This window comes from Corallococcus sp. bb12-1 (assembly GCF_026626765.1).
Taxonomy (GTDB): domain Bacteria; phylum Myxococcota; class Myxococcia; order Myxococcales; family Myxococcaceae; genus Corallococcus; species Corallococcus terminator.
In genome coordinates this window covers 163,669-186,928 of the sequence record NZ_JAPNJZ010000005.1, presented here as the reverse complement: position 1 = coordinate 186,928, position 23,260 = coordinate 163,669, and the positions used below count along the sequence as shown (strand labels likewise).

Here is a 23,260-nt window from a genome sequence, read left to right as displayed (position 1 = left end):
CTTAGTCGTCCAACGCCGGCAGCACGGACACCTTCAGTGCGCTGGGGTGCGCCGCCGAGTGGTGGATGCGGTGCATGGCGCGCACGAAGTCGCTCTCCTTCGCCAGGGGGATGTTGGGCACGAAGGTCTGCGGGTTGCGGTCGATGAACGGGAACCAGCTCGACTGCACCTGCACCATCAGCCGGTGGCCGCGCTGGAAGGTGTGGAACACGTCGTTGATGACGAAGCGCACCTTCGTCACCTCATTGGGGGTGAAGGGCCTGGGCTGCAGGTAGCTGTCGCGGAAGCGGCCCCGGAACGGCTCCGCGCGCACGAGCGTCTGCTGGCCTCCCCGGTCACGCTCGCCAGAGGACGCGGACTCCTTCGTCCAGCCGCGCAGCTTGCCCGGGTTCACGTCCACCAGCTTCACCACCCAGTCCGCGTCGCTGCCGGTGGTGGACACCCACAGCTCCGCCTCCAACGGGCCCGCCAGCGTGAGGTCGTCCTCCAGGGGCGGCGTCTGGTACACGACCACGTCCGGGCGGCGCGAGGCGAAGCGCTGATCCTCCGCCATGAAGCCCTGGGTCATGTTGGCGCTTTGAGCCTGCGTGTACGGCACGGGCTTCGCCGGGTCGCTCACGTATTCGTCGAACGACGCCTCCTTGCCCGTGGGCGCCTGGAACGTCAGCGCGCCCTGGGGCTGGAAGAACAGCCGCGTCGGCTTCGCGGCCTTCGGAGGCCACGCATCCAGGTGGCGCCAGCGGTTGGCGCCGCCCTCGAAGACGAGGGCCTCCGGGATGGTGGGAGCGGGGCCGCCCTTCAGGTGGTGCTTGAAGAAGGCCAGCGCCAGGTCCTGGTACGTGACGCTCGTGGGGAAGCCGAAGTCCGCGTCGCCCAGCCCGGTGCCGTCCGTGCGCATCCAGCCTCCGTGGGGCCAGGGTCCCATCACCAGCGTGTTGGTGATGCCGGGGTTCTGCTTCTCGATGGCGGCGTACGTGCGCAGCGGGCCGTAGAGGTCCTCCGCGTCGTACCAGCCGCCCACCACCAGCATCGCGGCCTTGATGTTCTTCAGGTGCGGCAGGAGGTTTCGCGCCTGCCAGAAGGCATCGTAGTTGGGGTGCGCGAGCAGGTCCTTCCAGAAGGCGATGTCGCCTCGGAAGTGCTTCGTTTCCGCGTTGGCCACCGGGCCCAGGTCCAGGAAGAACTGGTACGCGTCCGGGGTGCCCAGGTCGAACCCCTCCCAGCCCTCCACGTCGGTGAGCGTGGGGCGCGGCTTGCCGAAGGCGGAGAAGAACGTGAACGTGAGCTGGAGGTTGAGGGCGCCATGCCGGTGCATGTCGTCCCAGAACCAGTCCGCGATGGGCGCCTGCGGCGACACGGCCTTGAGCGCGGGGTGTGAGTCGATGGCGCCCGCGGACGCGTAGAAGCCCGGATAGGAGATGCCCCACATGCCCACGCGGCCGTTGTTATCGGGCACGTGCTTCACCAGCCAGTCGATGGTGTCGTACGTGTCGCTGCTCTCATCCACCTCCTTGCCGCGCTTGCTGGCGCGGTGGGGGCGCACGTCCACGAACTCGCCTTCGGACAGGAAGCGGCCGCGCACGTCCTGGACCGCGAAGATGAATCCGTCCTGTTCGAAGGCCGTGGTGGCCAGGCTCTTCGGGTAGCGATCCACGCCGTACGGGGCCGCCGAGTACGGCGTGCGCTGGAGCAGCACGGGGTAGCGCTTCGAGGGGCTGGCGTCGTTGGGGACGTAGAAGGACGTGAAGAGCTTCACGCCGTCGCGCATGGGGATGCGCACCTCGTACTTCGTGTAGTGCGAGCGCAGGTACGCAGCGCGCTGCTCCGGGCTCTGTTCGGACGGTGGCTTCGGTGTCGGTTGCGTCTGCGCGACGGCGGCGCCGGACAGCGAGAACAGCGCGAGCGCGGCCAGGATGCGGGTGCCCGGGGACATGCCCCCTCCCTCTTCGAGTGGATCGTGCGGAAGCGGCGGCATTGTGGGGGATGGAGCTGAAGCAAGGAAGCGCGGCGTGCCCGTGCAAGGTTTGCACAGGGGGCGAGGCCATGGCGTGCGGGGCTTGCACTCCCGGCAAGGTTTGCACACCCGCCCGTGGCGACGGATGCGGGCCTTCGAATTGCACAGGTCCCCGGCGTACTGGTTCATGCGGGGGCGCGTTCACGCGTCCCGCTCAAACATCCGCAGGCGGGAGACGAACACGTGTCAGCCATCATGAAGACCTGGAGGCAGGGACTGCTGGGCGCGGTGATGTTGGGAGGCGCGGTCGCGGTCGCGGAGCCTCCTCCAACGAACAGCGCGCAGGGGACGCAGTTGCATGGCTCGGAGCGCTTCGAGTCCATCAACATCCCGCTGGCCTCCGTGGCGGCGCCTCCGTTTCTCGCGGGCGCGAAGTGCGAGGGGCCCGTGAAGGCGATGCAGCTCTCCGGGCGGCTGCTAGCGGCCCAGGTGTCCTGCACCAGCCTGCCCCCGCCCTACTCGGGGCTGACGGGGTACTTCCTGGATGGGCTTACGCTGGTGGGAGCGTCGTTCCGTGCGCCGTTCGAGGGCCGCTCGGTGAAGCTGGTCATCGAGGAGGCTCGCTGTCACGTGGGCATCACGGGCGCCCCGATCGCGTGTACGAACGAGAACCTCAACTCCGGCGCGGCGCGTTGGGAGTTCAGGGTGAGCGCCACCACGGACGACAAGACGACCGTACCGCTGTGCCCGACGGGCAGCGGGTTCGCGGTCGCGGTGCCCCATCCGTGGTCGGTGGGCGGTGAGCTGCTGAAGAACCCGGACTACTTCACGTTCGCGTGCGCGCCGGAGAACCAGGGCACGTCCAGCAATCCGTTCTTCGTGGGCGGCGGCGTCATCTCCAAGTGCATCGACTGGGGCTACGCGCCCTGGGGTGGGGCCTCCACTCCGGACGACGTCGCGCGGGACTACCACCAGCTCTGCACACGCATGGCGAGGGCGGACTATTGCGGCGAGGGGAAGAGCAACACGCTGGACGGCACGCCGCTGTCCTTCATGGGTCCGCAGAATGCCCTGGCCCTGAGCACCAGCGGCTACCCGGTGGCGACCCTGAACCAGGGGCAGTACGCGCTCGAAGCCGTGTGGACGCGGGACTCCTGCGGCACGGTCCGGCCGCTGTGTCTGGGCAAGAAACGCTGGGACAGCCTGTCGCTGGAGGCCACGTGCCTCAACCGCGCGCTCGAAGCCGGCACCCCTCCCGTCATCGCCACCGGACCTTCCATCCGGCCGTGCGAGGACATGAAGCTGACGAACTTCGCGGACGACACGCTGCTCGTGTCCTATTCGCTCTTCATCGACCGTGCGTTGGTGATGTTCAAGAAGAACGACACGGAGTTCGTGACGACCACGTCGGTGGTGGCGGATCTCCAGGAGCACCCGGGCTTCGTGGACGTGTCCACGTTCCGGGCGGACCTCAACGGCGATGGGCTGGCGGATTCGCCGTCGCTCGTCCCCCTGCGCGCGGAAGGCCCCATCCTCTCCGCGAAGTTGCCCGCGGCCATCAAGAAGCGCATGGGCGCCTTCATCAAGCCACTGTACCGGTGCGTGGACCCCGTGGGACGCAGGCTGCTCACGGACTCCAGCACGTGCGCTCCCGCCACCGGCTTCTTCCTCAATGCCATGAACTCCGATCAGGGCATCGAGGGTTATGTATACAGCGCCGTGGACACCACCAGCACGGGCCAGCGAAGGCCCCTGAAGCTGTGGAAGCATCCGACGCTGGGCTTCTACGCCACGTCCACCCAGTCCCCCTCCTCCGCGTTCGTCTTCGTGAAGGACCTGGGCTACCTGCCCGCCGTGGGTCAGCTCCCGGGCCGCGATCTCTGAATCACGGCACGGACGCGCACACGCGCATTCCGATGAATGGGAAGCGTGTGCGCGGCTCGCCGTCGCCGTGGTTGAGGACCCGGGCGGTGAGCGCGTCCTGGTAGAACGAGCCGCCGCCGTACGCGGGCGTGCCCTGCGTGTCCGTCACCAGCCACTCCCACACATTGCCGGACTGATCCGCCACGCCGAAGGGGCTGTCCGACGCTGGGTGCGAACCCACCGCGTCCGGCCCGAAGGCGCGCGGCTTGCGACCATAGGTGGCGTCGAAGTTGGCGTCGTCCGGCGCGAGCGTCGGACCGTGCGGATAGTCGCGCCCGTCGGCGCCCCGGGCGGCGCGTTCCCATTCCCGTTCGGTGCACAGGCGCGCGCGGGGGAGCCGGCCGGTGGTGTCCAACCAGGACACGTACGCGCGGGCGTCCTCCCAGGAGATGCCGGACACGGGGAAGCGGCGCCAGTCCTGTTCGGCGCGTTGCTCGCGGTCCTGGTAGCGCAGCGGCTCCCCTTCCCTCGCTCGGTAGGCGACGCCTTCGTGTTCCAGGTGGAAGGTCCAGGTGTCGTCGGGGTCGGGTCGCAGCTCGATGGTGCCGAAGTAGTTGGTGCCCCGGGGCCTGCGCGCGGCGCGCTCCGACGCGGGCAGTGCGCGCAGCCAGGTGAGCCAGTCCGCGTACGTGACTTCGTGGCGCGCGATGAGGAAGGCACCGGTGGTGAGCGGGTGCAGCGGGCGCGTGCGCACGACGGTGCGGCGGATGCTTTCGTCGTCGCCGCTGCCGTAGAGGAAGCGGCCCGGGGGCACGTAGACGTAGCCGTCCGGGACTTGTTCGGGGAGGACGACGCGGGCCTGGAAGACACCGCCGCGCCCGAGAAGCACGGGGTAGCGCACGGGGAGGCGGTCCGGCCGCGTGAACGTCAGGAGGTAGGAGCCGGGTGACAGCGTGATGCCCGAGGTGATGGGCGTGGTGCCGAAGGTCCAGGGTTGGGAGGGTTCGCCCGCGCTCGGTTCCAGGCTTTCAACCTGGACGACGGCGCCAGGGGGATCGCTGTCCAGGTCCATGCGGACGGGGGCTCTCAGCTTGTTGCTCGTGGCACCGCTGGGATCCACTTCGTCCAGGCGTTGGATCAGGGCCGCGCGGACCTCCGGTTTGCGGTCGCGCTCCGCGATGAGGATGCGCTGGAGGAGCACGTCGGCCAGGCGCTGATCCAGCGCATCATTCCAGCCCGCGCCCACGCGTGTCCGTGAGGCGTCGAGGATCGCGGTGACTTCTTCGTAGCTTCGGGCCTGCTTCGCCCCCAGGGACAGGGCCTTGGCCCAGGCGTCCTCGGCGAAGGGCACCCGGTCTGAATCGAACGCGGTGAAGGCCTCCGCGCGAAGGGTTTCAATCTGCGCGTCCAGGACCCGGTTCGCATCGATCGCGGCTGCAACAGAGGCCAGCGCCTGCTCGGCGTCGCGACGACGGGAGTGCTCACCGTACCAATTGCTGCCGAGGAGGATGGACGCCGCCAGGAGCGGGAGCGCGATCACCCGGCCGACCCGCACCCACCTGGGCCGGGGCCTCGGGGGAATCGCGAGGGAAGTGTCACCGCTGATGACAGAGAGACGCGAGGCGATCGATTCCAGCGCATCACGCAGGGAGTCGGCGGAGTCGAAGCGCGCGGACGGATCATGCGCGAGGCAGCGCGTGACGACCGACGCGAAGGACGGATCGATTCCGGGCACCACCGCGTCCAGGGGCGCGAAGGTCCGGGGTTCAAGGGGCGCATCCGCGAGCGGCCCGGGCGTGGTGCCTCCGCACAGCTCGTGGAGGAGCACGCCCAGCGAGAAGAGATCGCTGCGGGCCGTGGCCGGTTCGCCCCGCCATACCTCGGGCGCCATGTAGAGCGGGGTTCCGATGCGTCCCGTGGAGAGCAGCTCCGAAGGGCCGCCTGGAAGCTCCTGGGGCGCGAGCGGGGCCACGGTCGCGGTGCGCTGGGATGAATCCGCACTGGGTGGAGGTGCGGCCATCGCACTCCGTCGCAAGTCCTCCGCTGAATCGATCGTGGCCTGGTTCGCGGACATGAGGCGTCGGAGGGCTCCTGCTTCGGCAACGCCTGAACGGCCCGTCGTCGGGATCCGCGGCGAACCCTCCCGGTCCCCGGTGCCCTCCGGCAGATCCACCGTCGCCGCGCCCTCCGCCAGCAGGCCCCCTGCCCCATCCGCCTGGAAGTCCGGAAGAAGCACAGGCCCGACAGGCACCACCGCCACGTCGAGCAGCTTCGCCACGCCGAAGTCGAGCAGCTTCACCTGCCCGTCCTCCGTCAGCAGCGCGTTCGCGGGCTTGAGGTCCCGGTGCAACACCCCCTGCCGGTGTGCCGCCGCGAGCCCCCGCGAAAGCCCGATGCCAATCTCCAGCACACGCTCCCACGGCACCGGCCGCGCCAGCCGATCCAAGCTGTCCCCGCGCAGGAACTCCGAGACCAGATACGGCCGATCCCGCACCTCCCCCACGCGGTGGATGCCCACCACGTTCGGATGCTGCACCCGAGCAATCGCCCGGGCCTCGGTGCGGAAGCGCTCGCGCTGCACCTCATCCGGCGCGACGCCCGCGATGAACTTCACCGCCACCAGCCGGTCCAACACCGTGTCATGCGCGAGGTACACCTCCCCCATCGCGCCCCGGCCCAACGGCTGCAACAGGCGGTACTCCCCGAACGTCGCCGGGGGCTGCCACGGTGAGAGGCTTTCGCTCCTCATTCCACCGCCGGACCCCGTCCTCGCGAAGCGATGCGGTGCTGCTTCAACTTGAACGCGAACGTGCGCAGCGGCATGCCAATCAGTTGCGCCGCGCGCGTCTGCACCCCGCCCGTCGCCTCCAACGCCTCCACCATCCGCTGCCGCTCCAGCGTCCGCAGCTCCTCCGCCAGGTTCTGGAACGCACGCGGCACCGCGGTGTCCGTCCCGTCACGAAGCGTGTCGCCGCCCTCGTCCGTGTCCCCCTCCACGTCCGTCCGCTCCAGTCCCTCGCGCAGGGACTCCGGCAGGTGCGAAGGCTCCACCACCGGCCCCGGTGACGTGGCCACCGCGTACTCCAGCGCGTTCTTCAGTTCGCGCACGTTGCCCGGCCAGGAATGCGCCCCCAGGACCGCCATGGTCGCGGCGGACAGGTGCAGCACCGGACGCCCCGCCCTCGCGCAGGCATCCTCCAGGAAGGCCCTCGCCAGCAGCGGCAGCTCCCGAGGCCGATCGCGCAACGGCGGCAGCATCACCACCGCCGCGGACAGGCGGAAGAACAGGTCCTGCCGGAACCTCCCCGCCTTCACCTCGTCCGCCAGCACCCGGTGCGTGGCCGCCACCACGCGCAGGTCCACCGGCCGCTCGCGCGAATCCCCCAGCCGGGTGATGACCTGTTGATCCAACGCTCGCAGCAGCTTTGCCTGGATGGGCAACGACAGCTCCGCCACCTCGTCCAGGAACAGCGTCCCACCGCTGGCCCGCTCCAGCAGCCCCGCCCGCGCCCGGTCCGCGCCGGAGAAGGCCCCCTTCTCATGGCCGAACAGCTCCGCCTCCACCAGGCTCTCCGGCAGCGCCGCGCAGTTGATCGCCACGAAGGTCTGCGCCGAACGCGGCGACCAGTGATGCACCGCCCACGCCGCGTTCTCCTTGCCCGCCCCCGTCTCGCCGTGCACCAGCACCGGCAGCGGGCTCGCCGCCAGCCTTCGCAGCAGCTCGAACAGCCGCACCAGCGCCGCGTCCGCCACCACCACCGACCGCTCGCCCAGCGCCAGCCGGTACAGCGAAGGCCCGCTGACGCGCGTCTCGCCCCGGTCCGCCGCCAGGGCCGCCGCCCTCGCCGCCCCAATCAGCGCATCCCCCTGCAACCCATCCCCCGGCGCCGACGCCAGCCCCGCCCGCACGCGCCCGGCCAGCGGCGAGAGCACCGACAGCAGGTGCGCCGCCATCGCCTCCGCCTCCTCGCCCGACAGATCTGGCAGCAGCACCACCAGCGTGCCCCCCACCTGCCCCACCCCGTCCATCAACCGCAGCGCGCCGTGCAGGGCCTGCACCAACTCCGCCTGCGACACCCACGCCGCCTCCACCTCCAGGGCCAGCACGCTCACCGCGCGCTCGTAGCTGCGCACCCGGTCCAACTCCTCCGACAGCCGCGCCCGCAACCCTTCGGCCTCCAGCGCCCGCCGGGCCGGAGGGGGCCGCTCGCCCCGGTGGAACACCAGCGTCACATTGCCCAGCGTCACCACGTCCCCGCCGTCCAGCGGCCGGGTGCCCTGCACCTTCTCCCCATTCACGCGCACGCCGTTGTGGCTGCCCAGGTCCGCGATGAAGGCCTCCCCGTCCGCCACCCCCACCTTCGCGTGCTGGCGGCTCACCGACGCGTCCTCCACCACCACATCCGCCCCCACCGCCCGCCCGATGACCACCGCCCCCTCCCGGGGCAGCGGCACCAACGTGGACGTGTTGCCCTCCAACAACAGCAGGTACAGCCGCTCCGGCGGGGCGGCGCGGGCAGCCCCCCGGCGGGGTTCCTCGGTGTCCATCAGGTCGCGCGACGGCATTCCCTGAAAGAATGCCCAGGCCCTTGAAGCCCGAGCAACCGGGACGATTGATTTGCGGGTCAGGCCGGGCGCGGTCCATGCTCCCCGGGAGGAAGAGGGAGGCAGGTGCCATGGGCAAGACGCTGCAAGAAGGGGATGCCGTTCCGGACATCACGTTGATGGGGCCGGGCAACGCGCCGGTGCGGCTGCGCGACCTGCTGGGTGACAAGGCGCTGGTCATCTACTTCTACCCTCGGGATGACTCCCCGGGCTGTACCGTCCAGGCGTGCAGCCTGCGCGACCAGTACGAGGACTTCAAAGACGCGGGCGCGGACGTGGTGGGCATCAGCAGCGACTCCGCGGAGTCGCATGAGAAGTTCGTCGCCAAGCACCGGCTCCCGTTCCGCCTGTTGAGCGACCCGGATGGCGCGGCGCGCAAGGCCTTCGGGGTGGGCACCAACTTCCTGGGCATGTTGCCGGGCCGGGTGACCTTCATCGCGGACCGCGCGGGCACCATCCGCTACGCGTTCGATTCGCAGATGCAGGTGAAGAAGCACGTCACCGGCGCGCTGGATGTCGTCCGGTCGCTCACGGGCCAGGGAGCCTCCCCCGCCCGTCCGGGCTGACACACGGGGCCGTCCGCCGTTTCCCGGTAGACTGATTCCGGGCGTCCTGGCCGAGGGGGCCAGGACACCCTCCCCCATCCGCGGGCACGATGGGACGCGTCGGGCGGCAGGAGGTCACGTCATGCGGTGGCATTGGATGCTGGGGCTCTCGTTGTGTGTCGGCGGCTGCGCAAGCCTGACCCGGGACCTGCACGCGGAGGGCATGGAGCAGGGGGAGCTGCCCACCGAGGAGACGGTGTACCTGGTGCCGCTGAACGAAGCGCTGCTCACCATGCGCCACGTCTTCGAGGAGCAGCGCTACGACGTCTTCGAGCGCGAGGGCCAGAACGAGCTCTACACCTCCGCGCACGAGCCCGGCATGAACCGGCCCGGCAACCGCACCTTCGAGCGCTACTTCGTGAAGGGCGCGCGGGTGGGCCCTCGCCAGTCCGTCATCCGCGTCTTCCGCCTGCGCTACCGCGAGCAGGACACCAACATCGAGCAGAAGCCCAAGTGGCTCAACGAGCGCGTCCAGGAGGAGGAGAAGTACCTGGCTCGGAAGACGTTCGAGCGCACCTCGTTCGACGGCGTGCCGGCCATGGAAGGCTTCACCCTGGTGCGCGGCGTCCGCGACCTCCCGCTGGAGCGGCAGCTGCTGTCGAAGCTGGAGATGGTCCCGTCGCTGGAGCTGGTGGGCGGCAAGACGTCCGCGCCGGTGCGCGCCGTGAAGGTGGCGGGCTGGGACGAGGACGACGCGACCCAGCCGGCGCCCCGGTGTGGTGAGCCCCTTCAGGGCGTGGAGCCGTTGCTCGTCGCCGGCCAGACGGTGCTGGTGGCGGATCCGCTGGGCACGCGCGAATTGCCGGAGGCCGCCACGCGGATGCTCTGCGACGCCACGCAGAAGAAGCTGCCGGTGGCGCTGGCCCTGTCCATGCCGTCCGAGGATCAGTCCACGCTGGATGAGTACGTGACGAGCGCGGGCACCAACGCGGACCTGGAGCGCCTGCTGGTGGTCAGCTCCTTCTGGCGCCGGGTGCACCAGGATGGCCGCAGCAGCAGCGCCCTCCTGCACCTCATCGAACAGGCGCGCCGGCTGCGCTCCCAGGGCAACGTCGTCACGGTGCTGGCCTTCGACTCCAACGCCGCGTCCGGCAACGCGCGCGAGGAGGAGATGGCGAAGAACCTCATCGCCTACCGTCAGGAGAACCCGGACGTGTGGATGCTGGCGCTCGCGGGCGACGTGCACGTGCGCACCAAGCCGGTCAGTTGGAACAAGGACTTCGAACCCCTGGGCTCGCGGCTGACCCGCGCCCTGCCCTCCTCGCCCGTGAAGGCGCTGGAGGTGGGCTTCACGCGCGGCTCCCAGTTCTCCTGCCGCTTCAACGTCTGGGAGCAGGTGGAGTGCAACGTGTACGCGCTCAGCCCGTCGGTGGAGGTCCGCCAGGAGCCGGGCACGCCGCGCGGGGTGGCGCTCTTCCCGGCGCCCAGCGACAAGGGCTTCCACGGCCGGCTCTACGTGGGCGCGCTCAACGCGTCTCCGCCCGTCATCCAGCGCGCGGCGAGCCGCCCCGTCGCCCAGCAGGAAGACGCGACCCCCGCGCCCACTCCCTGACACTCCGCGTGCCGCTCCCGGCGAAGGGTTTCCGGGTGGATGGTTTCCTGGCGCAACGGTACGAGGCCGCTGCTGGCCGGGAAGCGTAGGCTGATGCGTACGGGCGGCACGCCTGCCGCACCGCTTCCATCACGCGGGGAGGGTTGAGCCATGCGATGGCATTGGACGCTGGGACTCTTGTGCACGGGGTGCGCGGCCCTGTCGCGTGGACTGGATGGGGATCCGGTGGACGCCGAGCCCACCCCCACCGTGGAGAAGGTTCTCCGGGTGCCCCTGGACGAGGCGCTGTTCGTCACGCGCCGGTTGCTGGAGGAGCAGCGGCTGGACGTCTTCGAGCACAACGACACGAACGAGCTGTTCTCCCAGTCCTGGGAGATTGGCGTGAACGTCCGGGGCAACCGCACCTTCGAGCGCTACATGGTGCGTGGCGAGGAGGTGGGCCCGCGCCAGTCCGTCATCCGCATCTTCCGGCTCCAGTACCGCGAGGCGGAATCGGCCGTGGAGCAGCAGATGCCAGAGCCGGGCAGCGAGAAGGCGAACGACCACCGCTACATCCAGGAGCGCGATCCCTTCGCGCGCGAGACCTTCGAAAACGTGCCGACGCTGGAGGGCTTCAGGCTGCGCCGAGGCATCCGCGACCTGCCCCAGGAGCGCAAGCTGCTGGCCCGGCTGGAGATGGTCCCGTCGCTGGAGCTGGTGGGCGGCAAGGCGTCCATCCCGGTGCGCGACGTGAAGGTGCCCGCCTGGGGCCCGGAGTCCACGGACGCCCCACCCCGCTGCGGGGACGCGGTGCAGGGCGCGGAGCCGCTGCTCGTCGCCGGACAGACGGTGCTGGTGGCGGACCCGCTGGGCACGCGCGAGTTGCCGGACGCCGCCGCGCGGATGCTCTGCGACGCGGCCCAGAAGAAGCTGCCCGTGGCGCTGGCCCTGTCCGTGCCGTCGGGGGACCAGCCCGCGCTGGACGAATACCTGGCGAGCCCGGGCACGCGCGAGGACCTGGAGCGCCTGCTGGTGCTCAGCGCCTTCTTCCGCCGCGTGGATCAGGACGGGCGCAGCAGCGCTGGTGTCATCCACCTGCTGGAGGCCGCGCGCCGCCTGCGGTCCCGGGGGCATGCAATCTCGTTGGTAGCGTTCGATTCCAACGGCGCGTCGGGCAACGCGCGCGAGGAGGAGATGGCGAACAACCTCGTCGCCTTCCGCCAGGAGCACGCGGACGCGTGGATGCTGGTGCTCGCGGGCGACGTGCACGTGCGCACCGCGGGGGTGGCCTGGGATTCGAAGTTCGAACCCATGGGGGTCCGGTTGACGAAGGCCCTGCCCTCCTCGCCGGTGAAGGCGCTGGAGGTGGGCTTCGCCCGGGGCGTCCACTACGCGTGCCGCTTCAACGTCTGGCAGCAGGTGGACTGCGACGTGCACGGCATCAACCCGACGGCGGAGGTGCGCCAGGAGCCCGACACGCCCCGGAAGGTGCTGCTCTTCCCGGGGCCAGGGGAGACGGGGTTCCACGGGCGGCTGTACCTGGGGCCGTTGAGTGCGTCCCTGCCCGTCCTGCAGCGCGCCGCGCGTGCCCCGGAGACTCCGGCGGTCACGCACGGCGCGGGTGCGACACCCGCGGTGCCTACGGCTGGGAAGCCTTCGCCGTACTGAGGGTGCCGCCGCTCACGACCAGGCCGTAGACGGCGTCCACAGCCTTGGTCGCGGTGTGGCCGTCCTGGACGATCTCATCCGCCAGGACCTCCACCTTCCACGTGCCCGCGGCGGGCTGCGCGAGGAAGACGTTCTCCACGGTGTCGACCTTGTTGGAGACGCCGCCGGCGGTGGAGACATTGCCCGCCGTCAGGCCGTTGTTGCCCCAGTACACGACGCCCGAGGGCGACGTGACGCGCAGGGACAGGTCGTTGATGCGCGCGCGGGCCGCGCCCACGGTGCCCATCGGGTCCTTGTAGGCCAGCGTGACGTTGAACTCCGTCTCGCCGGAGGCCACGGTGACGTTGTACGTCTTGGTGGCCAGGGGCGCGATGACGTCCGTCTCGTCGATGATGAACGTCTTCGCGGCGCGGTCGTACAGGCGCTTGAGGTCGGAGGTTCCCCAGCCCTGCTTGTAGCGGTCCAGGTCCGCGTTGGCGCCGCCGGCCAGCCAGTTGTACTTCGCGGCGCCGTTGATCATCAGCGCCTTGGCGGTGGCCATCTGCGGGCGGCTGGTGAACACGTCCGCCAGGCCGCCCTTGCCGGCCCACACGCCCTGGTGCCACATCTGGAACAGCAGGCCGAAGTGGCCGGCCGTCTGCGGCGTCGCGGAACTCGTGCCGCTGAACTCCGTGTAGCTGGTGTCGCTGGAGCCGGACGCGCCCCGGACCGAGTCGTAATAGAAGGCCAGGTCCGGCTTGATGCGGCCATCCGCCGCCGGTCCGATGCTGCCGCCAGCGCTCCACTTGTCGTCCGTGCGCGCCAGCGTGTTGTAGTGCCGCACGCCGCCCACGGAGACGATGTTCTTCGCCCACGCCTGCGGGCGGGAGTTGCGGGACCCGGAGTTGCTCTGGGACTGGGTGCTCAGCAGCGGGGCCTTGAACAGGTAGTCATCCACCTCCGCGGAGATGGTGGTGTACGCGGTGCCCAGCGTGCTGCCCACGCTGGAGGTCTGGAACACCGCGCGGTAGGGCCCCGCCGGGTTGATGAGCTCCTGGTTCATCGCGAGGCGCGACTTGGTGCCGCCGAACTGGGTGGACTCCGAGTACAGGAAGAAGATGCCCTGGCCGCTGGGGAGCAGGCCCTTCGCCACCGGATCGATGCCCTGGGCGAAGTTGTGGCTGTAGCAGCTCGTTCCGTGCAGCGACCCCGCCGTCCCCGTGCTGTGGATGATGGGCGGCGTGGGCCACTCGCGGTGGGTGGTGCGCAGCTCGGTGTCGAAGATTTCGCCGCGCACGCCCTGCCCCGTCCACCCCTTGAGCCCCTGGATGTAGTTGGCGCCGCCCGTCTCGCGCACGATGTCCATGTCCGTCTCGCCGGGCCCGCCCCACCGGTCGATGAACTGCACCTCGTTCGCGCGCGCCAGCTGGGCCAGCTGCGCCTGGTCGAGCGTGGCCTCCACGCGCAGGCCGCCCGGCTCCACCAGGTCCACCTTGCCGCCCAGCCGCTGCACCAGCGCCGTCACGCGGGCCTGCCGCGCCGGGCCGCCCTCGCCCAGCATGATGGAGTAGCGCTGGGGCGCGAGCCCTTCCGCCCGTCCCAGCAGCGCGTCACGCAGCGCCGGCTCCAGGCGGTATTCCGGGTGGTAGTCCCCCACCCAGCGAACGGCCGGAAGCTGGGCCACGCGAGCGCGGACTTCCGGCTCCATCTCCACGAGGTAGGTGTGATCCGAAAGGAAGCGCAGCACCTTGCCGCCCGCGTTCTGGATCGTCTCACGGAACTCCGGCAGCGGCGTGCCATGGAACTGCACCAGCGACAGGGTGTTGTCCCGGTCCGCCACCAGCGTGTTGCCCAGGAGCGGCGCGTTGCGCGCGAGCGGATCGAACGACGCCTCCTGCAGTCGGATGAGGTACTGCTCCTCCTGCACGCGCCCCAGCAGCTCCGTGCCGCCGCGCGTATAGGCCGAATAGGCCTGCTCCGTGCCGTCCGCCTGACGCTCCTTCCAGACGTGGATCTGCACGCCGGTGTCCGCCACCACGTTCAGGGAGCGCAGGGCGCTCACGGGCCGCGCCGTCTGGTGGAACACCAGCCCCGACGCCGTCGCCAGCGTGCTGCCACCGGCCTTCAGCGCCGTGACGACCGCCGCGCCCGGAGCCGCCACGGCCCGCGAAGCCGCCGGGGGCGTCCGGTCCGCCGCGAACGCGCCCGCCGGAACCGCGAGGGTGCAACCCAGGACCAGCGCCGTGAACGGCTGCCAGCTACGAGGGGACGTCGAGAACCGCTTCCGCATGTTCCGCATGTCGGCACTCCCTTTAAGTTGAGACAAACCTGTAATACGCATTTAGGCCGTATTTCAAGTCATGCCATTGAGTTGCAACAGGGCGTGCTTTTTGCGCTGCGGGCGTCCTCCCTGAGTGGGCCCAGGTGTGTGCAGGGCCGGGGAACTCTCATCTTTCAGGAGTGTGAGTCCTACACTCTGAGCGGAAACAATCAGGTCGGAAGGTCCGATAAACTCTGCATATGACTTCCATCTCCAATCGCCCCGTTTCGCCGGCCCTGCCCCGTACGCCGGTCGCTCCTGTCGAGCGCCAGGGCCCCGCCGCCGAGTCGCAGGCCCCCGCCGAGCAGCAGGTCGACACCGCGCAGTTGGCCGCCGCCGCGCGCGCCGACCGTGAGCGGTCCTCCTTCACGCCCGCCGCGGCGCTGCGTCCGTCGGGCCGCGCGAGCGTGCGGACGGAGGGTGACAACTTCGTGATGGAGGCGCAGGGCCAGGTGGGCAACCGGGGCTCCACGCCGCGCGGCGGGCGGCTGTCGGCGTCGGGTTCGTTCAGCGCGAATGGCAGCGTGCGCGTGGAAGTTCCCCGCCAGGCCGCGACGGACGCGATGCGCGCCGGCCAGTTGCCCAACCCCGCCGCCCCGGAGACGTGGCCGGTGGGCACGCGCGCCCGGGCGGAGGTCTCCGGACAGGCGGGCTTCAACGCGAGCGTCCCCGCGGGTCCGGGCCGGGCGGGCCGGGAGCTGGGGCTGGGCGCGTCGTACGACCGCAGCCAGACGCAGCGCTATGAGTTGGAGCGCACGTCGCCGGACACCCTGCGCGCCACCGTGACGTCCCAGGGCCGCCAGCAGGACGCGGCCAACGCCCGGGGCCTGGAGGGCCGGCAGGATCAGCGGCTGGAGCGCACCCAGACGGCGGACTTCAACATCACCCAGCCGGAGGGCCGGGCCGCGTACCAGGACTTCCTGCGCACCGGCCAGTTGCCGAGCGCGAACGGTCCCGGCGTGAGCAACGTGCGCACCACGGACGGCCTGGACCAGAACCGTTCGGGCCGGGTGATGGGCCGTGAGGTGGCCACCTCCGCGCGCCAGACGAACCTCACGGGCGACGGCGACGGCAACCAGACCGTGCGCCAGACGGACCGCAACGTGGCGGGCAGCACCCAGTCCACCGACCTGCGGGTGAACCCGGACGGCACCGGCCAGGGCGACACGCGGATCAACGACTCCGTGCGTGCGACCACCACGACGCGGCCCGGGCAGCCCGCGGAGACGAACTACGATCTCACCTTCACGGATCCGAACGCCGCGCGCATCGCCCGGGGCGCCTTCTCCGGCGACGACGCGGCGATGAACGACGGCTCCCCGTACTCAGTGCGCCTCAACGAGTCGCAGGCGCGTGAGCTGCTGGGCCGCACCCTGGGGCCGGACATGGCCGGTGGTCAGCGCCCCATGGATCAGGCCTTCCGCTCCCTGTCGCAGCGGGGACAGGAAGTGTTCGCCACGACCCTGTTCAACGCGACCCAGAACCCGGACGGCTCGCGCCGGCCGCTCGCCTCGACGCCGGCCCCGACGCCGACCCCCGCGGCCACCCAGCCCCAGTTCGAGCCGGCGCCGAGCATCTCGTAGTCCCCATGTCCCGGACCGGAAGCGGGTGCCCTGACGTCACGGGCCCCCTGCCCGGCCCAGGCTCCGCATGCATGACCTGAACGCGCTGGTCGGCACGCACGACCTGCTCTTCCTCACGCTGGACACGCTGCGGTACGACGTGGCCCGGGAAGCGCTGGAGGGCGGTCGCACGCCCACGCTCGGCGCGCTGCTGCCCGGAGGCCGGTGGGAGGAGCGCCACAGCCCGGGGAGCTTCACCTACGCCGCGCACCAGGCCTTCTTCGCGGGCTTCTTCCCCACCCCCGCCACGCCCGGCCGGCACCCGCGCCCGTTCGCCCTGCGCTTCGAGGGCAGCGAGACGACAACCCCGGGCACCTGCGTGCTGGACGCGCCCGACATCGTCACCGGCCTCGCCGGGCGCGGCTATCACACGGTGTGTATTGGTGGGGTGGGGTTCTTCAACCTGAAGAACCCCCTGGGCCGCGTGCTCCCGGGCCTCTTCGCCGAGTCGCACTGGGCTCCGGGGCTGGGGGTGACAGACCCCCAATCCACGGAAAATCAGGCATCACTCGCAGTGAACATCCTGGACGCGCTGCCCCGGGAGCAGCGGGTGTTCCTGTTCATCAACATCTCCGCGTTGCACCAGCCGAACCGGCACTACGTGCCCGGGGCGACGGAGGACTCCCGAGAGACGCAAGCGGCGGCCCTGGCGTACGTGGACGGCCAGTTGCCCCGGCTGTTCCAGGCGCTGCGGCGGCGGGGCCCGGCGTTCTGCATCGTGTGTTCGGACCATGGGACGGCCTATGGCGAGGACGGCTACTCGGGGCACCGGCTGGGGCACCCGGTGGTGTGGACTGTTCCGTATGGCGAGTTCGTGCTGCCGCTAGACTCCGCGCCATGACGCGCCTGGAGTCGATGCTCGAAGGGACGCCCTATGTGGCGTACCTCTACGGCTACCCGCACAAGACGGCCTACCGCCCCTTCACGCCCGCGCTCCCGTTGGAGGAGGTCTGGGCGAAGGAGCATCGGGACGCGCTGTTCCTCTACCTGCACGTGCCCTTCTGCGAGATGCGCTGCGGGTTCTGCAACCTCTTCACCGCCGCGGGCCCGAAGGAGGACGTCGTCCTTGCGTGGCTGTCCGCGCTCAAGCGCGAGGCCCGCCGCGTGAAGGAGGCGCTGGGGCCGGCGACGTTCGCGCGCGCCGCGATTGGCGGAGGCACCCCCACCCTGCTGGACGTCCCCGGCCTGGAGACGGTGTTCGACCTGGCGGCGGAGCTGGGCGTGGATCCCCGCGCCGTGCCCATGTCCGTGGAGGTGTCGCCGGAGACGGTGGACGCGGCCAAGGTGGCGGTGCTCAAGGCCCGGGGCGTGGACCGGGTGAGCATGGGCGTGCAGAGCTTCCTGGAGTCGGAGGTCGCGGCGGTGGCGCGGCCGCAGAAGACGGCGCAGGTGGAGGCCACGCTGGAGCTACTCCGGAGCGCGGGCTTCCCCACGCTCAACCTGGACCTCATCTACGGCATCGAGGGCCAGACGCCGGACACCTTCCTGCACTCGCTGAAGGCGGCGCTGCGGTACACGCCGGAGGAGCTGTATCTCTACCCCCTCTACGTGCGGCCCCTCACGTTCCTGGGGAAGAAGTCGCGCGCTTGGGACGACCTGCGCCTGTCGCTGTACCGCACCGGCCGCGACTTCCTCCTGGCGCAGGGCTACACGCAGGTGTCGATGCGGATGTTCCGCGCGAAGCACGCGCCGGCCGCCCGGGGCGCGGTGTACCGCTGCCAGGAGGACGGCATGGTGGGGCTGGGCGTGGGGGCGCGCTCGTACGCGGGCGACGTGCACTACTCGTCCGAGTACGCGGTCGCCTCGCGCGAGGTGCGCGGCATCATCCAGGCGTACATCGAACGCGATACGGCGTCCTTCGGGGAGGTGCGCTACGGGTTCAAGCTGGATGAGGCCGAGCAGCGCCACCGGCACCTGGTGCTGTCGCTGCTGGCCGAGGGCGTGTGTCCGGGCGCGTACCGCCAGCGCTTCGGTACGGACGCGCGCGAGGACTTCCCGATGCTCGCGGAGCTGGAGGCGCACGGGCTCGCGCGGGACGTGGGCGGCGTGTTCCAGCTCACGGACGCGGGCGTGGAGCGCTCGGATCTGATTGGCCCGTGGCTGGACTCCGAAGCCGTGCAGCAGCGCAAGCAGGAGTACGCCTGGCGATGAAGCTGACCGTGCTCTACCGGGGCCCGCTGTCCGGCTGTAACTACGGCTGCGAGTACTGCCCCTTCGGCAAGTGGAAGCAGAGCGAGGAGGAGCTGACGAAGGACCGCGCGGACCTGGAGCGGTTCCTTCAGTGGGTGGAGTCGCGCACGCAGGACACCGTGTCCGTCTTCTTCACGCCCTGGGGCGAGGCGCTCATCTGGCCCTGGTATCAGCAGGCCCTGGCCCGGCTGACGCACCTGCCCCACGTGGAGCGCGCGGCGGTGCAGACGAACCTCTCCTGCCGGCTGGACTGGCTCACCGACTGCCGCACCGACAAGCTGGGCATCTGGGCCACGTACCACCCGGAGTGGATGAAGCGCGCGCGCTTCCTGGCGCAGTGCGAACGCTTGAGTGAACGCGGCGTGCGTCACAGCGCGGGCATGGTGGGTTTCCGGCGCTTCGCCGATGAGGCGGAGGCCCTGCGCCGCGAGCTGCCGGAAGACACGTACCTGTGGATCAACGCGGTGAAGGACGGCCTGGACGCGTACTCGGCCGAGGACGTGGAGCGCTTCACCCGCATCGACCCGTTGTTCCCGGTGAACAACACCCGTCACCCCAGCCGGGGCATGGCGTGCCGCGCGGGCGAGTCCGTGATCTCCGTGGACGGGGATGGCACGGCCTACCGGTGCCACTTCATCAAGGAGCCGCTGGGCAACGTGTACGCGCCGGATTTCGAACAGACGCTGAAGCCGCGCGCGTGCTCGAAGGACACGTGTGGTTGCCACATCGGCTACGTGCACCTGGAGTACCTGGAGATGGATCGCGTGTTCGGCTCCGGGCTGCTGGAGCGCGTGCCGACCTCCCGGTTGTGGAGCGGAGGAAGTCAGCGCAGTGCTTCGCGGATCTCCCAGCCGTAGACGGACAGGCCGTCGCGCGTGAGGCCGGGGAGCAGGTCCCCGAAGGCGTTGGCCTCCAGCACGCGGTGGCCGTGGAAGAACTCCTCGAACATCAGGTCGATGCCCACGTGGAGGCAGTCGTGCGCGCGGGCCACGGCGCGGCAGCTCTCCAGCGCCGCCTCCCATTCCCGACGAGGCACCGCCGCGTGGAAGTCATCCAGGTCGCCCCGGTAGCCGCCCAGGTGGAGGTTGGTGATGGGAAGGCGGCTCTGGCGCACCACGGTGAAAGCGGGCTCGCCGCGCACCGTGAGGATGCGGCAGTCGAACATGTCCCCGCCCAGCCGAGCCTTGGGCCGGGCCTCCTCCACCTGCGAGCCCTCGCGCAGGAGGAAGGACAGCACCGCGTCCACCTCCCCTGCCTCCGACACGCGCCGCACCTTGAGGGAGTTGAACCACCCGGTGGGCCCCCGGTGGAGGCTGGTGAGCAGCGAACCGGCGGAGCCCGCCGAGCGCCCCGGCCGGTACACGGCGAGGCAGGATGCGGACGAGCCACAGGACAGCTTCACGAACGCCTCGCGCCAGTCCGCCTCGCGCATGCCCGTGCGCAGGGCCTCCGGCGTGTCGATGCCGTCCAGGAACGCAGGTACGGGGATGCCCAGGGCCGCGTACCGGCGCGACGTGATGCGCTTGTCGAACAGGTCCGCGATGGCCGAGGGCTTCGACAGCACGCGCCAGTGCGGACGCCGGGCGAAGCGCTGCGTCAGGTCCTCCAGCACGCGCAGGAAGCCCAGGTGGTGCTGCCGGGGGCACAGCACGCGGCCATGCTCGGGAGGCAGGGCGTCCACCTGCTCCGGTGTCACGACCTCACAGCCGGAAGTCAGCGCAGCCGCGTGGCCGCGCTTGAGGAACGCGCGCTCCACGTCCGCGTCCTCCCCCGCCGCGTCGATGCGGACGATGCGCTCCGCGTCGGGCAGCTCCAGGAGGACGTCCGGATCGCGGGCCACCGTCTCCCAGGACTCGACGTGCGCGGGAGGAAGCCCCGCGTGGTGCAGGGCCTCCTGGAAGAGCGTGACGCGCCGGCTCCCGGGGTTGCCGATGATCAGGAACGGCGGCGCGGCGGACATGGGCGTGGGAGGGACTACTCGCCCACGGCGACGTAGCGAGAGTCCTCGTCGTAGGGCTCGCGCTGGTTGCCGCGCACCACGGAAGGAGCGGCGGTGGCCACCAGCTTTTGCCCGGCCTGGGTCAGGAAGTTGTTGGAGACATCCAGCGTCTTGAGGTGCTGGAAGGCCTTCGCGTTCGTGACCAGCACCTGTGCGCCCGCGTCGGTCATCACGCCCATGGACAGGTCCAGTTCCTGGAGCTGGGCGACCACCTTGGCCTTGGGCAGCACCTCGCACAGCGCATCCGTGAAATCCGAGTTGCGCAGACCCAGCTTGCGGAGGTTCGGCACGCCCTCGCCGTCGAGCAGGGGCTGGATGTCCTTCACCCCGCCCCCCGCGCCGTAGTTGTCCGAACCGAACCAGATCTCCAGCGCCTCCAGCTTCGGCCACTGCGCCTTCACGATGGACTTCACCGCCTTGAGCGGAAGGCCGCCTGTCTCCACGGTGAAGGACCGCAGCTCCGGCAGATCGATCTTCCCCAGCTCCACCTCGCCACCGCGCACGCACAGCTCTCGCAGTTGCGGGAACACGCTGTAGAGCGGCTGGAGGTTGCCCACGTGCGTCCAGGAGATCTCCGTGTCGTCCGGGTACTCGAAGTCGCCGATGAACAGGTGGCGCAGCGTCGTCAGCGGCTTCGACTTGCCAAGCACCTTGAGCGCGTCGTGGTACTCGTTCTCGCCGTCGAAGCAGGCCATGCCAAGGGTCAGGCTCCGCAGGAAGCGGGCGGAGGGGTGGGCCAGCAGCAGGCCCAGCAGTTCGGGGATGTCCTCGTCCGAGTCGAAGTCCACCTGACCCAGATGGGCCTCGCGGATGAAGCCCAGGTGCCACTCCAGCTTCAGCGCCTCCCCGGAGATGGCTTCCGTCAGCTCATCGCCCAGCAGCGAATCCGCGTGCTCCGCGATGTACTTCGCCGCCCGCTTGCGCATCAGCGTGGCGGAGGCGGAGGACGCCTCCAGCGTGTCGTGCTGGAGCTGGATGAGCTCCGCGCGAGGGTCGCCCTTGCCCTTGAGCCACTCGGCGTACGCGAGGTAGCCCTTCACGTCGTCGGGCGCGGCGAGGATGGCGGCTTCCAGGGCCGGGTCGGACGCGGAGACCGGGGCCGGCGCGTCACCGCCAGCGGCCCCCGAGCCCGCGACGAGCGCGTAGCCCTTCTTCTCCTTCTCCTTCACCTGGGCGGCGTAGGCCTTCTTCGCCTCGGCCTTGGACTCGAAGTCCTCGACCTTCTCCTGGCCGTCGGTGCCGATGCGGCCCCAGCGCTTGGTGAGCGTGGAGTCCTCCAGGGTGATCTCCCAGAACTTGCTGGAGCTGCCTTCCGTGAACTCGTACCGAGGCATGGGCGCGTCTCTCCCGAGGGGGCGAAGCGAGGTGGCCGGACGCTAGAAGAGCCCCCTGACAACCTCAAGCGCGACGGCGCCGGGCTGCCGGGACTCAGGGGCGCAGCAGCACCAGCTCCACGCGGCGGTTGAGATCACGACCGCGGGGAATGAGGTTGGGGGCCTTGGGGCTGCGGTCGCCCACGCCCACGGCCTCGATGCGTGAGGGGGCCACGCCGGCCCGGATGAGCAGGTCGGCGACGGCGCGGGCCCGGGCGTCGGAGAGGCCCTGCCGGGCGGGCGCGGGGACTTCGCGGCCGTCGGTGTGGCCTTCGACGCGCAGGCGGGCCTTGGGGTCGCGCACGAGCAGGTCCACGAGCAGGTCCAGGCCCGCGAGCGTGGACTTCGTGGGCACGGGCTTCATCTCCTCGAAGCCCAGGGGCTGGGGCAGCTCCACGTGGTTCTCGAGCACCTTGGCGGCCTTGGCGGCCTTGGGGGCGGGCACCAGGGCGAAGGCCAGCGAGGCGTCCGCGCCAGCGGCCAGCTCCACCTGGCGCGTCTGGGCGAGGAAGCCGTCGGCGATGAGGTCCACGGTGTACGCGCCTGCGGACAGCGGCACTTCGTGGGGCTTGCTGCGGGGGACCACCAGCTTCAGCGGCTCGCCGGGGCCGCGCACGAAGGCGGTGGCGGCGGTGGGCTTCTTGGACGTGACCTGGAGGCGCAGGCGGCCCGTAGGCATCGGCGTGCGCTCCACGGGCGGCGTCACGGAGACGACCGTGGTCGTGGGCTTCACGCCAGCGTCAGGCGCCGCGGGCTGGACGACCTTCACGGGAGCGCCCGCGTCGACCTTCACGGCCACGGCAGGCTCGTCCTGCGGAGGCTTGATCATCTCCACGGTGACGGCATGGGTGAGCTTGAGCTTGAGGCGCGGATCCGGCGCGTTGGGGACGACGCGGGGGGAGGCCTTCACCGCGACGCGCAGCCCGCGCTCGGTCTGGAAGCCGACGGACGCGGTGATCTTCCAGAGGAAGCCGTTCGACTCGCTGAAGAGGCTCCAGGAGCCGTTGGTGTACGTGACGCGCGACACCAGGGTGTGCTCCCCCGGTTCGACCTTCATCACGGCGAGCCGGTGGACGCCGGGCGCGTTGAGCTCCTCGATGGACGGCACCGCGAGCGGTTCGCCATCCAGGAGGAAGTCGCTCTCCACGAGCCGGTAGCCCTCCTCGGCCTTGAAGCCCTCGAAGAGCAGCTGCACTTCGGCGGGGGACTCGGGGACCATGGCGCGAAGCTGACGCTCCAGCTCCGCGCGCGCCTGTTCCTCACGCGTCGTCTCCGCCGCGAGCGCACCCGGGGCGAGCAGTCCGGCGAGGACGAGTGATCCGATCTTGAGGAAGGAGGAATCCACGAGTCGCCATGCAGCATGGCACAAGGTGGCCTCCGGACGATGCAGGGATACATCGCTGTAGAGGGTGCAGGCGGGCGCCACAGGCCTGCAGCGGACCTCCTGTTCGCCCCCGGGTTGAGGGCTTCGCCGTGAATTCAACGTTCCATCCTGTCCTGGCGTGGGGGCGCCCGGATGGATCATCCTTCCGAGGGCATGGATCCGAGGCC

Annotated in this window: 15 protein-coding genes; 8 read left to right on the top strand and 7 right to left on the bottom strand. The window is 70.4% G+C overall.

Going from position 1 to position 23,260, the window contains the following annotated elements; genetic code table 11:
• Position 1: 1 nt before the first annotated feature.
• Entirely contained in the window at positions 2 to 1,933 is a 1,932-nt protein-coding gene (locus tag OV208_RS10095) for a CocE/NonD family hydrolase (RefSeq protein WP_267573627.1), read from the bottom strand.
• A gap of 276 nt (positions 1,934 to 2,209) precedes the next feature.
• Here OV208_RS10095 and OV208_RS10090 point away from each other — a divergent pair, with 276 nt between their 5' ends.
• Positions 2,210 to 3,838: an ADYC domain-containing protein gene (locus OV208_RS10090; protein WP_267573626.1), complete on the top strand. Its 1,629-nt coding sequence runs from the start codon at positions 2,210 to 2,212 to the stop codon at positions 3,836 to 3,838.
• A 1-nt stretch (position 3,839) separates the two neighbouring features.
• Here OV208_RS10090 and OV208_RS10085 read toward each other — a convergent pair whose 3' ends face one another.
• The gene (locus OV208_RS10085; protein ID WP_267573625.1) at positions 3,840 to 6,566 is read right to left on the bottom strand and encodes a bifunctional serine/threonine-protein kinase/formylglycine-generating enzyme family protein; all 2,727 of its coding nucleotides are present in this window, start codon (positions 6,564 to 6,566) and stop codon (positions 3,840 to 3,842) included.
• Positions 6,563 to 8,383 carry a sigma 54-interacting transcriptional regulator gene (locus tag OV208_RS10080; protein WP_267573624.1) on the bottom strand — a complete coding sequence of 607 codons (1,821 nt, stop codon included), beginning with the start codon at positions 8,381 to 8,383 and terminating at the stop codon, positions 6,563 to 6,565. The genes OV208_RS10085 and OV208_RS10080 overlap by 4 nt, the downstream gene beginning before the upstream one ends.
• Before the next feature lie 110 nt (positions 8,384 to 8,493).
• Between OV208_RS10080 and OV208_RS10075 the strand changes: the two genes are divergently transcribed.
• The 3 genes from OV208_RS10075 to OV208_RS10065 all read left to right on the top strand — a co-directional run bounded on the left by OV208_RS10075 (position 8,494) and on the right by OV208_RS10065 (position 12,226).
• Positions 8,494 to 8,988 (top strand): peroxiredoxin, encoded by a 495-nt coding sequence (locus tag OV208_RS10075; protein WP_267573623.1) that lies wholly within the window; start codon positions 8,494 to 8,496, stop codon positions 8,986 to 8,988.
• 121 nt (positions 8,989 to 9,109) lie between these two features.
• Complete coding sequence (locus OV208_RS10070; protein ID WP_267573622.1) at positions 9,110 to 10,579, top strand: hypothetical protein; 1,470 nt, start codon at positions 9,110 to 9,112, stop codon at positions 10,577 to 10,579.
• A 150-nt stretch (positions 10,580 to 10,729) separates the two neighbouring features.
• A complete protein-coding gene (locus tag OV208_RS10065) occupies positions 10,730 to 12,226 on the top strand; it encodes a hypothetical protein (protein ID WP_267573621.1) in 1,497 nt (498 codons plus the stop codon).
• Here the strand turns inward: OV208_RS10065 and OV208_RS10060 are convergent.
• Positions 12,198 to 14,504, bottom strand: coding sequence for a S8 family serine peptidase (locus OV208_RS10060; protein ID WP_267573620.1), 2,307 nt, complete (start codon positions 14,502 to 14,504; stop codon positions 12,198 to 12,200). The two genes, OV208_RS10065 and OV208_RS10060, sit on opposite strands and share 29 nt — an antisense overlap.
• A gap of 221 nt (positions 14,505 to 14,725) precedes the next feature.
• Between OV208_RS10060 and OV208_RS10055 the strand changes: the two genes are divergently transcribed.
• The 4 genes from OV208_RS10055 to OV208_RS10040 all read left to right on the top strand — a co-directional run bounded on the left by OV208_RS10055 (position 14,726) and on the right by OV208_RS10040 (position 19,194).
• The gene (locus OV208_RS10055) at positions 14,726 to 16,108 is read left to right on the top strand and encodes a hypothetical protein (protein ID WP_267573619.1); all 1,383 of its coding nucleotides are present in this window, start codon (positions 14,726 to 14,728) and stop codon (positions 16,106 to 16,108) included.
• Between the two features lie 67 nt (positions 16,109 to 16,175).
• The gene (locus tag OV208_RS10050) at positions 16,176 to 16,988 is read left to right on the top strand and encodes an STM4013/SEN3800 family hydrolase (RefSeq protein WP_267573618.1); all 813 of its coding nucleotides are present in this window, start codon (positions 16,176 to 16,178) and stop codon (positions 16,986 to 16,988) included.
• The gene (locus OV208_RS10045; RefSeq protein ID WP_267573617.1) at positions 16,985 to 18,298 is read left to right on the top strand and encodes an STM4012 family radical SAM protein; all 1,314 of its coding nucleotides are present in this window, start codon (positions 16,985 to 16,987) and stop codon (positions 18,296 to 18,298) included. Before OV208_RS10050 ends, OV208_RS10045 begins: the two co-directional genes overlap by 4 nt.
• Entirely contained in the window at positions 18,295 to 19,194 is a 900-nt protein-coding gene (locus OV208_RS10040; RefSeq protein WP_267573616.1) for an STM4011 family radical SAM protein, read from the top strand. Before OV208_RS10045 ends, OV208_RS10040 begins: the two co-directional genes overlap by 4 nt.
• On the opposite strand, the gene OV208_RS10035 is transcribed toward OV208_RS10040, so the two are convergent.
• The 3 genes from OV208_RS10035 to OV208_RS10025 all read right to left on the bottom strand — a co-directional run bounded on the left by OV208_RS10035 (position 19,161) and on the right by OV208_RS10025 (position 23,054).
• Positions 19,161 to 20,297 carry an STM4014 family protein gene (locus OV208_RS10035; protein ID WP_267573615.1) on the bottom strand — a complete coding sequence of 379 codons (1,137 nt, stop codon included), beginning with the start codon at positions 20,295 to 20,297 and terminating at the stop codon, positions 19,161 to 19,163. The two genes, OV208_RS10040 and OV208_RS10035, sit on opposite strands and share 34 nt — an antisense overlap.
• A 14-nt stretch (positions 20,298 to 20,311) precedes the next feature.
• Positions 20,312 to 21,670, bottom strand: a complete 1,359-nt coding sequence (locus OV208_RS10030) for a WGR domain-containing protein (RefSeq protein ID WP_267573614.1) — start codon at positions 21,668 to 21,670, stop codon at positions 20,312 to 20,314.
• 94 nt (positions 21,671 to 21,764) lie between these two features.
• Positions 21,765 to 23,054: an OmpA family protein gene (locus tag OV208_RS10025; RefSeq protein WP_267573613.1), complete on the bottom strand. Its 1,290-nt coding sequence runs from the start codon at positions 23,052 to 23,054 to the stop codon at positions 21,765 to 21,767.
• Between the last annotated feature and the right edge of the window lie 206 nt (positions 23,055 to 23,260).